At 46.3% G+C, this 14,808-nt stretch carries 11 protein-coding genes and 1 tRNA gene; 6 read left to right on the top strand and 6 right to left on the bottom strand.

Annotated elements, in window-relative coordinates; genetic code table 11:
- Positions 1 to 60 precede the first annotated feature (60 nt).
- Positions 61 to 2,016 (bottom strand): NHL repeat-containing protein, encoded by a 1,956-nt coding sequence (locus tag H5715_RS03820; RefSeq protein WP_185906593.1) that lies wholly within the window; start codon positions 2,014 to 2,016, stop codon positions 61 to 63.
- An 890-nt stretch (positions 2,017 to 2,906) separates the two neighbouring features.
- Positions 2,907 to 4,871: an NHL repeat-containing protein gene (locus H5715_RS03815; protein ID WP_185906592.1), complete on the bottom strand. Its 1,965-nt coding sequence runs from the start codon at positions 4,869 to 4,871 to the stop codon at positions 2,907 to 2,909.
- Positions 4,872 to 5,600: 729 nt separating this feature from the next.
- Here H5715_RS03815 and H5715_RS03810 point away from each other — a divergent pair.
- The 4 genes from H5715_RS03810 to H5715_RS03795 all read left to right on the top strand — a co-directional run bounded on the left by H5715_RS03810 (position 5,601) and on the right by H5715_RS03795 (position 9,178).
- Positions 5,601 to 6,839 carry a hypothetical protein gene (locus tag H5715_RS03810; RefSeq protein ID WP_246434675.1) on the top strand — a complete coding sequence of 413 codons (1,239 nt, stop codon included), beginning with the start codon at positions 5,601 to 5,603 and terminating at the stop codon, positions 6,837 to 6,839.
- A gap of 12 nt (positions 6,840 to 6,851) precedes the next feature.
- Complete coding sequence (locus H5715_RS03805) at positions 6,852 to 7,730, top strand: hypothetical protein (RefSeq protein ID WP_075185002.1); 879 nt, start codon at positions 6,852 to 6,854, stop codon at positions 7,728 to 7,730.
- 278 nt (positions 7,731 to 8,008) lie between these two features.
- Entirely contained in the window at positions 8,009 to 8,287 is a 279-nt protein-coding gene (locus H5715_RS03800; protein WP_185906591.1) for a hypothetical protein, read from the top strand.
- A gap of 12 nt (positions 8,288 to 8,299) precedes the next feature.
- Entirely contained in the window at positions 8,300 to 9,178 is an 879-nt protein-coding gene (locus H5715_RS03795; protein WP_075186899.1) for a hypothetical protein, read from the top strand.
- 635 nt (positions 9,179 to 9,813) lie between these two features.
- Here the strand turns inward: H5715_RS03795 and H5715_RS03790 are convergent.
- Positions 9,814 to 10,350 (bottom strand): hypothetical protein, encoded by a 537-nt coding sequence (locus tag H5715_RS03790; RefSeq protein ID WP_075186898.1) that lies wholly within the window; start codon positions 10,348 to 10,350, stop codon positions 9,814 to 9,816.
- A 919-nt stretch (positions 10,351 to 11,269) separates the two neighbouring features.
- Here H5715_RS03790 and H5715_RS03785 point away from each other — a divergent pair.
- The gene (locus H5715_RS03785; protein WP_075186897.1) at positions 11,270 to 11,518 is read left to right on the top strand and encodes a DNA methyltransferase; all 249 of its coding nucleotides are present in this window, start codon (positions 11,270 to 11,272) and stop codon (positions 11,516 to 11,518) included.
- Complete coding sequence (locus H5715_RS03780; RefSeq protein WP_075186896.1) at positions 11,515 to 12,357, top strand: tyrosine-type recombinase/integrase; 843 nt, start codon at positions 11,515 to 11,517, stop codon at positions 12,355 to 12,357. The genes H5715_RS03785 and H5715_RS03780 overlap by 4 nt, the downstream gene beginning before the upstream one ends.
- Positions 12,358 to 12,716: 359 nt before the next feature.
- On the opposite strand, the gene H5715_RS03775 is transcribed toward H5715_RS03780, so the two are convergent.
- The 3 genes from H5715_RS03775 to H5715_RS03765 form a co-directional block, all read right to left on the bottom strand.
- Positions 12,717 to 12,806: transfer RNA gene (locus H5715_RS03775), tRNA-Ser, on the bottom strand.
- A 187-nt stretch (positions 12,807 to 12,993) separates the two neighbouring features.
- Positions 12,994 to 13,188: a carbon storage regulator CsrA gene (csrA, locus tag H5715_RS03770; protein ID WP_075186895.1), complete on the bottom strand. Its 195-nt coding sequence runs from the start codon at positions 13,186 to 13,188 to the stop codon at positions 12,994 to 12,996.
- Between the two features lie 256 nt (positions 13,189 to 13,444).
- Positions 13,445 to 14,668 (bottom strand): aspartate kinase, encoded by a 1,224-nt coding sequence (locus H5715_RS03765; protein ID WP_075186894.1) that lies wholly within the window; start codon positions 14,666 to 14,668, stop codon positions 13,445 to 13,447.
- Positions 14,669 to 14,808: the final 140 nt, after the last annotated feature.

The raw sequence follows: 14,808 nt of genomic DNA, 5'->3' as shown, positions 1-14,808 counted from the left end.
CTTTCACTATACTTTTGCCGTACAGGCTTCCACCTGCACGACAAACGTCTTAACTGATGACTATTGAATTGAACTGGTTACAATGATTCGTTCACCGGTTGTAAGGTCGACCAAAATAATCGCTGTAAGCAATCCATCTAATTTACTATTCGAACCCACAAAGGCTATATCATTTTCCTCGTGGATAACAATCCCCCACGGCTCTTGAAGGCTATTAGCACCGCTAACAGGAATGCTCGGCCCAGACAAAGTTGTTAATTCACCCGTATCAAGCCCTACCGCAAATATTACCTCCAATTCATGATCAACCAGAACAATACGTTCGTCGTCCGCATCCATTTTTATATCAAATGGAAAATCCAATTGGTCGCTGTCCACCCACACGGTTCGAACGCCTGTCACAAGGTCTACCCACAGTAGTTGTTCCGTGGTTATATCCGCGAGTAATGCTCGATTATTCACCTCATCCAGCACTAAGCCCAATGGGTTCGCAAATGGATTTAAACCGCTCTCAGGCCTGGCAGGCCCAGAAATAAGTGTACGTGAGCCCGTGTCCATGCTCACTGTATAAAGGCTCCCATGCCCTTCCGCCACGTAAAGAAGACCATTACTACCCAGTTCCATTGAAAAAGGCGCTTGTATATCTACATTTGAATCGGGACTGCTGCTATCTGTTAGCACACTAAAATCTCCAGTTTCGAGATTTGCGCTATAAATAACCCCTTCATTCTGATCTGCAAATAACAATACATTTTGTTTCGGTAGTAGTTTCAACATAGAAAAACTATCGAAAACAGGGTCTTCATCGACCAACACACTCCTTGTACCGGTATCAATATCGACAGCTAGAATTTGATCCGGGCCCCTACGGGGAATAAAAAGCCGATTGCCAGCCTGATCCCATTCAATACCAAAATATGTAAAAGCCCCAATCAAAACATCATTATCTTCCGGAAAAAGCGAGGTCAACGCATCCGCCTTCTGCAACACGGTCAAGGTCACCGGCGTTTCCTGAATATTGCCGCTAACATCCGTCGCCAGTACCTGAAGGGTATTGAGTTTTTCACTGGCCAAGTTCACCTGCACCGACCACGTTTCCTGCAAATCTTCATCGGTCGCCGCGGTAAAGGTTTTTTTGTCCACCTCTACAGTGCCTTCGTCCGTCGTTACAGTGACTTCTATGCTTGTTACCGGGCCAAAGTCATCGGTGGCTTTACCGCGTAAAGTAACGGTTGTGCCATCACTCATGGTGTTGGCTGTGGGGAAAATTACTTGTGCCGTGGGCGCGCTCTGGTCGGCTATGGTTACCGCAAATGTATCGCTTTGGTTACCAATGGTAAGTGTGGCGGTTTCGGTGCTGTTGAGTGCTGCTCCAGCGGTCACTCTCACCTGTACCTGTTGCCCTACTGTAATCGTCGATGCCGCTGTACTGTATTCGCTTTCACCCACAATACGGTATTCACCGTTGTCGATACTGATATTGGCGGGAGCGTTTATACCGGCAATAGTAACCAGGCTGCTTTCGGCGGTGGCTTCCGGGGTGGATACGGAGGCATCATCACCCAATTCAAACGGCTCTGGATCTACATCTATCGCTAAAGTGGTCGCCGTAAAGGTGCTTGTAACACCACCCACAGTAAGCGTGGCCGCAACCGGTGTAGAAAATTGGTCCGAAGCGGTGACTTTTACTTTTACCGTTTGGCCATTAGTAATGGTGCCTGTACTTTTCGTGTAAGCGCCATCCCCAATGGAATATTCACCATTATCTGTGACCGAGATAGCCGCGGCCGCATCGATTCCACCAATAGTCACGTTCGCCGATTCCACCACCGCAGCCAAAGCAACGTCGGTTTGGGCCGTAAAACTGAATGCGGCTGGCGTTGTATCCGGCGCGGGTGTGGGTTGAGGTGTAGGTGTGGGCCTAGAGCCACCACCACCGCCTCCGCAGGCCACCAATAAAAGCGAAGTAAATACGACAACGAAGATAAACCGAACGGTTTGCGGAATAAACACCATGTTAGAAGCTCCCTAAACGCAAAACAGAAAAATGAGCACCGCCCTAAAGCGCTGCCCAAATAAGATTAAATTTTTAATCCATGTTTTTTACCAGAAAGCGGAAAAGAGTTCCACGAGCAACCCGCCAAATTGCCAAACGTGACCAAACTTACTTTTTTAATGCAAACACAGATCAAACCAAACAAATACCAAACAGCGTTGCAACACCAGAAGGGCTAGCTAATCTCCTGTCAACAAAGCGACTAAATTTACAGTTCCCCCAGGTTCGTTGCACCAGAAAAACTCAGCATAAAGAACTAGAATTTGTCTTTGTTAAATTGCGCCTGATAATATTAGGCGTTCCAACATAGACTTTTCGAATACCGGAGCTTTTTTCGCTACAGAAAAATATAACCGAGAAAACTAGATATCACCCCGAAAGAAATAACATATACCCCATATTTCTTTGCTAAAGCAGGCCTGAAAACGTTTAACAAAATAGCGATTGAAAAGGACAGGGGCAGGAATGCGACCACATAGGTAGCTGGAGGTAAAATATCCTTCCCTTCCTATCCATAGCGACTCGGAAAATGAAAACCGCCTGACAACATAAGCGCAAGCCCCGCTCCAAAAAGTAAAACGGCGATTACAAGATCAATAGTTTGATTAGAGCGCATAGGATTCAACTTGGGTACACAGTGCTACAGGTGCTTCGCCAGATATGCTTTGTGGTGTGCACGCTTGAATGATTTTATTAGCGGAGAATTGGGCAAGCGAAGGGGTTTAGCACGACTCATAGAATATTCCTAAATAGTACAACGTCCATTTGTTGATTTTTAACTGACTGCATATTCTTACTATATTTTTGCCGTACAGACTTTCACCTGCACGACAAACGTCTTAACTGATGACTATTGAATTGAACTGGTTACAATGATTCGTTCGCCTGTTGTAAGGTCGACCAAAATAATCGCTGTAAGCAATCCATCTAATTTACTATTCGAACCCACAAAGGCTATATCATCTTCCTCGTGGATAACAATACCCCAGGGGTTTTGCAGGTTATTAGCCCCACCAACAGGAATGCTCGGCCCGGACAACGTTGTTAATACCCCACTTTCAAGATCAACGGCTAACACGGCCTCTAACCCGTTATCGACAAGAATAATGCGATTATTATCGGCGTCCTTTTCAATATCAAAAGGAAAACCTAATTCGTCGCTGTCCACCCATACGGTTCGCACTCCCGTCGCCAGATCCACCCACAGTAGTTGTTGCGTGGTTGCATCCGCAATCAGAGCTCTATCTTTATCCTCGTCTAGCACTACGCCAGTTGGATTGGTAAAGGGGTTGGCACCATCTACTGGCCGCGTACTATCGGAAATAAGCGCACGCGCACCTGTCACCATATTAACGGAATAAAAATGCGCACCCGCATCTGCCACATAGAGTGCACCATCACTCCCTAACTCCATAGAGAATGGCCCAACAATATCCACATTAGAAATAGAATTGCTACTATCTGTTATAACACTAAATATTGCTGTCTCTAGGTTTGCGCTATATATTACCCCCTCATTCTGGTCTGCAAATAATAGGGTATTTTGTTCTGGTAGTATCTCAAGCATTGAAAAGCTAGTGAAAGCTATAGCTTCATCGACAAACACACTTCTTGTACCGGTATTAATATCTACAGATAGAATTTTATTCGGGCTTCCTCGCGGAATAAAAAGGCGATTGTTTGTCTTATCCCATTCGATACCTCTGCGAACGTAGCTTCCAATCAAAACATCATTATCTTCCGGAAAAAGCGAGGTCAACGCATCCGCCTTCTGCAACACGGTCAAGGTCACCGGCGTTTCCTGAATATTGCCGCTAACATCCGTTGCCAGTACCTGAAGGGTATTGAGTTTTTCACTGGCCAAGGCCACCTGCACCGACCACGTTTCCTGTAAATCTTCACCGGTCGCCGCGGTAAGGGTTTGTTTATCTACCTCTACAGTGCCTTCGTCCGTCGTTACGGTAACTTCTATGCTTGTTACCGGGCCAAAGTCATCGGTGGCTTTACCGCGTAAAGTAACGGTTGTGCCATCACTCATGGTGTTGGCTGTGGGAAAAATCACTTGTGCCGTGGGCGCGCTCTGGTCGGCTATGGTTACCGCAAAGGTATCGCTTTGGTTACCAATGGTAAGTGTGGCGGTTTCGGTGCTGTTGAGTGCTGCTCCAGCGGTCACTCTCACCTGAACCTGTTGCCCTACTGTAATCGTCGATGCCGCTGTGCTGTATTCGCTTGCTCCCACAATGCGGTATTCACCGTTTTGAATCGCGATACTCGCTGGAGTGTTGATCCCCATTATGGTGACCATTTCAGATTCAACGGTGGCTGCCGCTACCGATACACTCACCTCATCACCCAACTCAAACGGTTCCGGGTCTGTATCCATCGCCAGGGTGGTGGCGGTAAAGGTGCCTGTAACGCCGCCCACCGTAAGGGTGGCCGCAACCGGCGTAGAAAATTGATCCGAGGCGGTGACCCGCAACCGAACCGTTTGACCGTTAGTAACAGTACCTGCCGATTCAGTGTAAACACCGCTATCAATCGCATACTCGCCACCACTGACCGAAATAGCCGCTGCCGCATCTATATCCGCAATGGTAACGGCTTCGGATTCAACCACAGCTTCTAACGCAATTACATTTTGTTCAATAAAACTAAAGGCTGCTGGTGTGGTATCCGGCACAGGAGTTGGAGTTGGAGTTGGAGTTGGAGTTGGAGTTGGTTTAGAACTACCACCACCGCCTCCGCAGGCCACCAATAAAAGCGAAGTAAATACGACAACGAAGATAAACCGAACGGTTTGCGGAATAAACACCATGTTAGAAGCTCCCTAAACGCAAAACAGAAAAATGGGCACCGCCCTAAAGCGCTGCCCAAATAAGATTAAATTTTTAATCGATGTTTTTTACCAGAAAGCGGAAAAGAGTTCCACGAGCAACCCGCCAAATTGCCAAACGTGACCAAACTTACTTTTTTAATGCAAACACAGATCAAACCAAACAAATACCAAACAGCGCTGCAACACCAGAAGGGCTAGCTAATCTCCTGTCAACAAAGCGACTAAATTTACAGCTCCCCCAGGTTCGTTGCGTTCCAAAACGCCAGTAAAAAAGGCTAGGCTACCATCTCCTGAATTTGCGTGACGTCGCTCTATTTGAGTGTTTGGAAAAATCCTGTATTGGGCGTTCGCGACGACTTAGATTGTCGAAAAAATAACCGGGAATTTCGCAATCATCCGTACTTACAAAGCAAAACATCCCCGCTTGTCTTCACCTCAAGATTAACTTAGCGAAAAATTTATGGGTGAGTAACGGCAGTACACTAGGTTATCCAAATTTAAAAGGGCGCTTTTGTCTCTCCCATCCCCCGCATTGCAGCGTATCGCCAGCAAATAATTATTACCTTTATGGAACGAAAGAACGAGCAGAAATGCGACCTGTATCATCTTTGACGGAGCTTCTGTATGGCAGCCATTTACCAAAACATCAAATCATAATAAAGTGGTTCGGCGCGAGTTGAGTCGCCGTTGGCTGAATGGTGGGCGTCAATGATGCTTTTGTTGGAAGATCTCAGAAGCTGGGAGATAACCCAAAATCACGCCATCAGTAAAACTTTTAAAACAGGAAATATATTCAAAGGAGAATGGCCGATGCTTCAGGCAAGCCGCTTAAAAGCGACAGAAGGTAAATCCATCACCATTGCTGGCAGTTCGGGTGGCAAACGTGTTATGTGTTCCAACCAAGCACTACCGGTTTATAACAACTTGGTGGCCCTAGCAAATAAGGGTAACCATTGGGCCGGGTTGATAGTAAGAGGAATTAAAGGGCTCACCTCGGGCCGCTTGCATATGGATAATGTTTATGTGCAAAAAGAAAATAGCCTGGCCTATGGCCGAGGTCTTTTTTATGTGGTTCTACCCGGCGTTACAGCTACGCTGGAAGACTGTGCGGATGGTTCTTTCCAGCTAAAATACTTAAAAGCCGATAATAATTATATGCAAATGCAGGAGTATAAGCAGAAACCGGGGCTGTGGAGGATTGATAAAAGACTTGACAAAGATCCAGAATTTCAGCACGACGGCACGATTTTGACGAAGGAGTACCGGCCGGTGGTAATTTCCGACCAGGCTTCTGATGATCCTCGCGATATTGCAAAGGCAACTCGGAACGATTTGATTAAACTTAATACCACCATAAAAAGTATGGTTAGAAATTCTGGTTTCGATTTACACCATACACCAGGTGATGGAGGTATAGTCGGCCTTAAGCCCGCTAGCAAAGCGTTGCCCACAGAGGGAGGTAGAGCCATTATCGAATCGGCAACACTGCTGGCCAACACCATGTATAAAGCCCGGAATATTGAAGGGGTATTGTGGTTTTCCGACTGGGGTGGCTCGGCGATACTTACCCGTGCGCTACAGATATTGCATCACGAAAAAAGCACAACCCTGGACAAACACGCCATATTCCTGAACCGGCCCACGTCGAACAGTTCAGAGGCCTTGGCATTGGCCAAGGAACTAAAGCTTTCTTTGGCCGGAACCGGCGGCAAAAGTACCGGCCTTCGTAAAAGCGAAATAATGGGCAACCATTTTTCATCCAGCCTTACGCGGGGTGGAGCACTCAAAACCGCTGCCTTTAGCTTGTCTGGCGCAGGCGCTGCGTTTGGCCTAGCGGGTGTAGCACCTACGGTCGGAGGGGCTGTCGGCCTTGTCGGTGCCCTGTATTTTGTCACTACCACCGTAATGTCTGGAACCAAGCAGTTTTCGGGAAAAAAATATAAATAAAGGATTCACACCATGTTCAATGTTCCTTTCAAATTGCGAGAACCCAACGGCCTTATTGTCCCCAAAGGCCCGAACTTCGCTTGGGCTCGTACTATTCGCAGTGAGATCGACGGTACCGAAATTTGCTTTAAGGCACCTAAGCATAGGCCCCGACGCTCTAACGATAAACCAATTTTTCCAGAACGCTATAATAACGCCAAAAAAACGCTGCTATACCGCAACTACTACGATGAGGGAGAGGCTGCGCGGGGGCTAGCGGATCACTGGCGAGAAGCCGATTTTTTCTATCACGCCTGGGCATTTTATGGCCCCTGGTTTACTGGAGCGATGGCTGAATTGGACCTATCCTTCAACCTAATTAAGGTGATCAACTACCCAAAAAACGTTTCCCTGTTTCACCCACGTACTTTGGAGCTTGTGATCGGAGATTACCTCACCAATTTATACTCACACCACCTCAGTGAAACCCGTGGTGGTATTCAGGTATTTAAGGCGCCTATCAACTGGCAACCACTACATCACTTGCCCGTGAATGCTGCGAGGCTTGAAGTGGTTTCGGAAGATTTTTCCCCCCATCGAACAATAAAGCATTTGCTATTTTTCCCCATCGCGGACGACCAAATGGCCCGGCTAATATTCTACCCCACTCGCTTTAAAGGATTACCCCGAGCGGAACAGGATAAGCTAGTGAGCGTACAGCCTATGTACGACCTGATGGATAATATTATCAATAGCATTCAACTCACACTCTCCCCCGAAGCACAGGCACAAAAAGATGCGGCACTGGCAGGAATGGAAGACACCTCGCTAGTACAAAACTACGCTCCGTTAAAGTGGGATAAACTTGACGAAGAGGAAAAAATAAAAATACTCGCGAACGAAAATAAGTAATACCGATTATAAAAATAACGGGCAACGCTGGAAAAGCGCACGAGAAAACAGCCAACGAACTAATCGTTTTTTCACTGTTGCCCCGTTAAATTTTCACAATGAAGACATTTGGAGGCAACCAACCTCTTTTGCCCTAGTTCCCGAGGGAACTCATATACCTCAAGCTGCATTCCCACGCAGGAGCATGGGAACGAGGTTATCACGAAAAAAGCACAACCCTGGACAAACACGCCATATTCCTGAACCGGCCCACGTCGAACAGTTCAGAGGCCTTGGCATTGGCTAAGGAACTAAAGCTTTCTTTGGCCGGAACCGGCGGCAAAAGTACCGGCCTTCGTAAAAGCGAAATAATGGGCAACCATTTTTCATCCAGCCTTACGCGGGGTGGAGCACTCAAAACCGCTGCCTTTAGCTTGTCTGGCGCAGGCGCTGCGTTTGGCCTAGCGGGTGTAGCACCTACGGTCGGAGGGGCTGTCGGCCTTGTCGGTGCTCTGTATTTTGTCACTACCACCGTAATGTCTGGAACCAAGCAGTTTTCGGGAAAAAAATATAAATAAAGGATTCACACCATGTTCAATGTTCCTCTCAAATTGCGAGAACCCAAAGGCCTTATTCTTCCCAAAGGCCCGAACTTCGCTTGGGCTCGCACTATTCGCAGTGAGGTTGACGGTACCGAAATTTGCTTTAAGGCACCTAAGCATAGGCCCCGACGCTCTAATCATAAGGCTCACCAGCCTAAGCGCTGTTATAACGCCGAAGAAACGTTGCTGTACCGGAACTACTACGACGAAGAAAAGGCTGCACGGGGACTCCCTGATCACTGGAGAGAAGCCGAATTCTTTTATCGCACCTGGGCTTTTTATGGCCCCTGGTTTACCGGCGTAGCATCCGAACTACGCCTCTCTTTTAATTTAATTAAGGTGGTCAACTATCCGCAGGATGTATCCCTATTTCATCCACGAGCTTTAGAAAAAGCGATCGGCGACAACCTCACAAATTTGAACTCACACCATCTTGATAAAACCCGTGGCGGCATTCAAGAATTTAAGGCGCCGATCAATTGGCAACCCTTGCATCACCTGCCGGTAAATACCGCCAGGCTTGAAGTGGTTTCGGAGAACTTTTCCCCCCATCGAACAATCGAGCATCAGGTATTTTTCCCCATCGCGGACGACCAAATGGCCCGGCTAATATTTTGGCCCACTCGCTTTAAAGGATTACCCCGAGCGGAACAAGATAAGCTAGTGAGCGTACAGCCTATGTACGAACTGATGGATAATATTATCAATAGCATTCAACTCACACTCTCCCCCGAAGCTCAGGCACAAAAAGATGCGGCACTGGCAGGAATGGAAGACACCTCGCTAGTACAAAACTACGCTCCGTTAAAGTGGGATAAACTTGACGAAGAGGAGAAAATAAAAATACTCGCGAACGAAAATAAGTAATACCGATTATAAAAAAAATAACGGGCAACGCTGGAAAAGCGCACTAGGAAACAGCCAACGAACTAATCGTTTTTTCACTGTTGCCCTGTTAATTTTTCACAATGAAGACATTTGGAGGCAATCAACCTCTTTTGCCCTAGTTCCCGAGGGAACTCATATACCTCAAGCTGCATTCCCACGCAGGAGCACGGGAATGAGGTTAATTTTCAACGACCGCGCCACTCTCTGATTACCCGCTCTAGTAAATTTGTGGGCCGATACAAGATTCTGCTAAACAGTCAAGCTTTCTGCGTCCAGTGGAGGCCACCTTTAGCGGGAAAGATCCGTGAACCTTTTAGGCAATTCGTTGATCGCTGATATTGGGAGCTTCTGACCGACGAACCGCCTCTCGACGGAAATCTTCGGTGTAGTGGTTGTGCTTGTTTTTTGTCTTTTTAGGAATTTTCTAGACTCTGTTTAGGTAGTAGTGAGTTGTCAACTTTTTATGGGTAACTCGATAAGCTAACCCCGCAATCAGCGGCAGACTAGTTGTTGATTGTTTTGTGCGATAATGGCGAAGCCATGCACTAAACGAGCAACTGCTAGGCTGTCCAAGCCACGAAGTGGCTGATGCTGCATTGCTTTGTTATACATTACTACTCCTTTGACAGAACGATTTCCCCATCATCTACAATGTACATACCTTCCTTTGTACCTATGTATAGCGCTATGCGTCTAATATTACTTTGAAGAAGATGAAACTCATTGGGGAATGGCTTCAAATGTGTTGCATACATACCACCCACATTCGATTTAACAGGCCCTAAATTTAGGCACCCATTGGTTGAACTCTCAAAGGTAGAAAGATCAACAATACTGTTTGAAATTGCCGCTTTGAAATGACGACCAATAATGACATTTTTTCCTTTTGAAGCAACTAGATACAGATTTCTACTTTCTTCAGGGCCAACGATATATGCTTTATATTTAAACCCTGGGCATTTATTATCTGATAGGTAATTCTTTATTTCTTTATATTGATTGAGCTTTTTAAGCTTAACTACTTTTTTATCTTGTACAGCTTCTGTGAGTAAAACCCCATATTTGATGCTATTTTCCAATTCGTCTCCAACAGCGAAATTTGCTAATAATACAAAGAAAAGTAAAAGCCCTTTTTCAAAAATATTCTTCAATGTTCAATTCCTCGTTTTGTATAACAATATTATTAGAATGTAATACGCCGCATTAAACACGGAGAAAGACTACCTTTTCGACGTCTACACGCCTTCGGGACAAGCCCAGAAAGCGATCCCCCTAGCTCCACACTTTTAATGGATAGCTATAAGTGTTTTCGAGGATTTACACTTCAGTCGCCGTTTGGCTGTAACTTTATTTTTATGCTCAAGTGTACGCGTTAACTATGAAAACACTTCTGACACTCTATAGTTTTTTTTATTATCTAATCACCCACAAACAACACCCGCCGATTTATTTTCCTTTTGCCGTCCACAATAACGCCCAACTTTTGGCGCCACGCGACTGAACACGCATTTAGTCAGCTTTAGATTGGTAGTACCGTATCTAACCGACCGGAGTCATACCTATTTGCGAAAAAACAAAAGGCCGAACACCCTAAACCTTTATGACAAACGGGTTCACCGTCCAGCGGGGCAAGATAGAAGTCTATCGCGGATACTATTTGTACAGCAATAGCGTCAACTCTATGGAGCTTTCGGTCCGCGGGGTATTGGAAAATAAAGGGTAGGATCGCCAACTAATATTCACGAGGTAGCGGCGATTACAGATCTTCGGCCCCCTTCTCGCTATCGGCAGGCCGTTAACCAGAGGCTCTGAGTATACGGCTGGAAAGGCGCTCATATACTGAAATATACGCCCTATAAGCGCAACGATACTCGCCAGCCGGTTCTGAAATTGGGAATGATATCCAGTCGTTTTTGGGTTTCGGTTAACTTTTCACTGATAGCTGGCAAACTAATTAGCTTGAAGAGGCCCTAGTAATACTGGTAGTTGAACTACCTTTTTATTAGCTGCTATCTAAGGATAATAGCCCTGCGTCGGGGGATTTTGTTTACTTATAAAACAGGATTCCCTATGCAACTTTTTCAAGGCGATTGCCTTAGCGTTTTACCAACACTCCCCGAAAAATCCGTTGACCTTATTGTTACCGACCCACCCTACTTTCGTGTTAAATCGAACGATTGGGATAACCAATGGGAAAACGAAAGTGAATTTCTAACGTGGTGTGAACTGGTGCTTTTCGAAATGACTCGAGTATTGAAGCCAAATGGCAGCCTGTATTGGTTTGCAGGCCCTTACATGGCTGCAAAAAGGAGAACTTGAGAAAATTCTTCTCGCAAACAGAGCGTATTATTTTCGCAGAGCCGATGCGAGCAACGGAAGATCACGACAGCGAAATACAAAAAGAGATCATTCAAATAATGTCTCCAGTGTTCGATCTGTACGGCACCCGTAAGCGATTGCAGTACAACCCCACCAAAGCGGTGAAGGCTTCGCAACCCGACTCGGAAGACCCAGATGTTTTCACGCGTAATGAAATCAATCTTATTATTTCGACATCATCAAACAGGAAAAGCGAACGAAACATGGCCGAATACTGGCTGGGGTCTGGCCCTCGCTCGGCAGAGCTGATGGCAATGAGCCGGGACGCGGTTGATTTGGAAAACGGAATTGTTCGATATGAAATGGGCGTTGTACAGGGGCAATACAAAGCAACGAAGAACCGACGATCTAAGCGCTCTGTTGAACTGCTGCAACCTGCTCGTAAAGCCCTTGAAAGGCAATATGCGATCACAGGCGAAAGAGAAGCAATGACAATAAAAATGATCGACAGAGATAACAGAACTGAGCGGCAAGTGCATTTTAAACCCGTTTGGGTAACAACATTCTCTGATGAACCCTACACCCATAATCAAAGCTTCAGGGCGTGGTGGACGCGACACCTGGGAGAAGCCGAAGTTCGCTATAGAGGCCCAAGCCAATGTAGGCACACCTTTATAAGTCAGATGTTAACTATTGGCATGCCGATAAATTGGATCATCGCGCAAGTTGGGCACTCGTCGGAAACTATGATACGCCGGCACTACGGAAAGTTTATTCAGGAAGATCAGCCGGTCAGCTTTGCCACGCTTGCAAATAAACAACTTGGGTTCACTGAGTGAGGGCCGCCGTAGGGTGGCTCATAACGTTTCTTTATCAAGAGCTAGAGTTAACCGAAAGCGCAGCCCAGATTGCCTCCACGGCTTTCGGGTAGCTATTCAGACTGCTCACCCCAACTAAGCTGGCGACTCTTCAGCGGTGAACAACATTAATTCACCAAAGAGATAACAAGGCGCAGAAAACCCCGATGAAAAATCGCTACTAGCTGCATCAAAAAAACGGCTAGCGATGCTTTCATAATGCCCTCTATTTTAAGCAAAAAAAAAGCCGCCTCGCGGCAGCTTTTCTTTCTATCAGATTAGACCAGCAGCCCCAAATTCGTGCTACCTAATCTGAAGCCCACGTTCTACGCGGGCTTGTATGGCGGAGAGGGAGGGATTCGAACCCTCGATACCGATCAAGGTATACTCCCTTAGCAGGGGAGCGCCTTCGGCCACTCGGCCACCTCTCCGTGTTTTTAAATACTGCTTAAAAATCAGCCCATTAGAACTGAAAATTGTGTGGGCGGGGATAATAGCAATATGCAGAAAAAAATCAAAGGTTTTCCACATATTTTTAAAAGAAAAGCCAAAGCGAGCAGCACCCGCCTTGGCTTTTCTTTCTAAACTATTCGAAAATATGCACTCTTACGAGTAGAGCTAACTATTCCCGGGCTCACCTTGCTCTTGTTTTTCGCGTTGAATACGCTGATAGATTTCTTCTCGGTGCACCGCTATTTCTTTTGGTGCGTTTACGCCGATTCGAACCTGGTTGCCCTTAACTCCCAGAACGGTAACGGTTACGTCATCGCCTACCATCAAGGTCTCGCCAATACGGCGGGTTAAAATTAACATTGTTACTTATCTCCTTCGATTCATCCTGCTCATGTCAGCGGTTTTATAGTTTTGCCAGCTAGCTTCCGCTGTTGGTTCTCTTAACCGGTCCTATAATTGTTCTTATTACTAAAACCAATATCACAGTTTTAGCATGGACGGCAGATATTCACCAGCCAACTCTTTAAATTGGGAGGTTCAAACGAACAATTGTCACATTAGATGACAGGTGTGTCATTCATTTCAACCCTAAATATCCCAAAATGCTTGCTATTACTTATTCTTTGTCCAAACCAAACGCTGAGTGTAGCGCTCTTACGGCCAATTCTAAGTATTTTTCTGAAATGATCACCGATATTTTGATCTCTGACGTCGTGATCATCTGAATATTAATATTTTCTGCAGCAAGCGTCTTAAACATTTTAGACGCTACTCCCGCATGCGAGCGCATTCCGACGCCCACAATTGAAATTTTTGCAATTTTATCGTCGGTAACCACACAACGGGCAGACAAAGCCTCCGCCACACCTTCAACGACAGTTTTTGCCCTTTCCATATCCGAACGATTTACAGTAAAGGTTAAATCTGCAGTATTGTCAGCAGCAATATTTTGCACAATAACATCAACTTCGATATTGGCATCTCCTACTGGAGCCAATACTTTGGAGGCAACCCCCGGTGCGTCGGGCACACCCAATATGGAGATCTTCGCCTCGTCGCGATTAAATGCGATTCCTGAAACAACAGGCTGTTCCACTGCGTCATTTTCCTCGTCAAGGGTAATCAGTGTCCCTGGCCCCTCTACAAATGAGGAAAGCACTCTTAAAGGTACGCTGTATTTACCAGCAAATTCTACCGCTCGAATCTGTAGCACTTTGGAGCCCAGGCTCGCCATTTCGAGCATTTCCTCGAAAGTAATGCGATCCAATCGTTGGGCGCCACTCACTACTCGCGGGTCGGTCGTGTAGACACCGTCTACATCCGTATAAATCTGACACTCATCGGCTTTTAAAGCGGCCGCCAGTGCCACTCCTGTGGTATCGGAACCACCACGCCCCAAGGTGGTAATATTGCCGCTGTTGTCGACACCTTGAAAGCCTGCTACTACCACCACGCGGCCCGCATCTAAATCGGCTCGCATGTTGGTTACATCAATATCCTGAATGCGAGCTTTGGTGTGAGCATCGTCAGTGAGTATACGAACCTGCCCTCCGGTATAGGAGCGGGCATCACAACCTCGCGCCTTCAAGGCCATACACAGCAATGCAATCGTTATCTGTTCACCGGTTGCAACCAGCACATCCAATTCGCGGGGCTCAGGGTGATCCTGTATTTCTGCAGCGAGGCCGACCAACCGGTTGGTTTCACCACTCATGGCAGAAACGACAATTACCATATCGTGGCCCTGCTCGCGAAAACCGATAATTTTTTCGGCTACGGCTTTAATTTTCTCTGTGGTACCAACAGAGGTTCCACCGAACTTTTGAACGAACAGGCTCATCTAGTAAGAAAACTCGATTTGTAAATGGATAAACTGCGCCCCACCAGAGGGCGCCAATTAAACACTAGTTTCCAACTTTTGTTAACTATATTGCGTAAATTCACACAATAAACCCACACGATACAGGGATATTCGAAATA

Source organism: Teredinibacter haidensis, assembly GCF_014211975.1.
Classification (GTDB): domain Bacteria; phylum Pseudomonadota; class Gammaproteobacteria; order Pseudomonadales; family Cellvibrionaceae; genus Teredinibacter; species Teredinibacter haidensis.
The sequence above is the reverse complement of the archived record's forward strand: the minus strand, read 5'-3'. Positions and strand labels throughout refer to the sequence as shown.